General features: G+C 32.7%; 1 protein-coding gene. It reads left to right on the top strand.

Going from position 1 to position 793, the window contains the following annotated elements; all coding sequences use genetic code 11:
• Window positions 1–793, top strand: a 793-nt coding sequence (locus FOT98_RS31225) for an IS200/IS605 family accessory protein TnpB-related protein (RefSeq protein WP_144291254.1), incomplete at both ends; no start/stop codon positions are given.

Genomic DNA, 793 nt, shown 5'->3' with positions numbered 1-793 from the left:
TCAAGAATGGAAAGATTTGCGGACACGACAATTATATTCTCGTGGAGATAAAAGCAAAAAAGGGAATTTGAACATGCGCATTACAGTTGATGACTGTGGGCAAGGATGGTTAGAAATTGCAAATCCATTAGGACGAACAAATGGAAAAACAAAAAGCCCACGAATCAAAGTTCCGATTATCATTCCATATCATTTTTATCATCAAATCACAAATGTCTTTATGGGAAAGCAAATCGGTGTAAAGCCAAAAGGAAAACCGATTATAGAGCATCAAAAATATAGTGTAGAAATCATTCGTAAACAAAATGAATTTTATGTAAATATTGCGTTTGATGAAACAGAAATAGGTCGTGTACTAGATTTCAAGGAAACACCACAATCAGATGTAATTGCAGGAATTGATGTAAATCCGGACCGCATTGCAGTTAGTTTATGTACAAAACAAGGTAATTTTAAAGGGTCAAAAATTTTTTATCTACACAATCTGAATGCGTTTTCAACAAACAAACGCGCCACGATAATTGGACAAATCGTACAACAAATTAAAACATGGTTGTTGGAAAACAATGTAGGTGGAATTGTTTTAGAAGATTTAAAGTTTCAACAATCTCATGATACTGATAAATACAGTAATCGTAATTTCCATCAATTTACGTATAAAAAGATGTTGAACAGTTTAATTCGTATGTCTCTTTGTAACGGATTTTCTGTTAAAACAGTAAACCCCGCTTATACAAGTGTGATTGGAAAATTAAAATACAGTAAAAATTTCGGTATTAGCGTTCATGAAGCA

This window comes from Bacillus sp. HY001, from assembly GCF_007558965.1.
Classification (GTDB): Bacteria; Bacillota; Bacilli; order Bacillales; family Bacillaceae_G; genus Bacillus_A; species Bacillus_A mobilis.
This window is presented reverse-complemented; position numbering and strand designations above follow the sequence as displayed.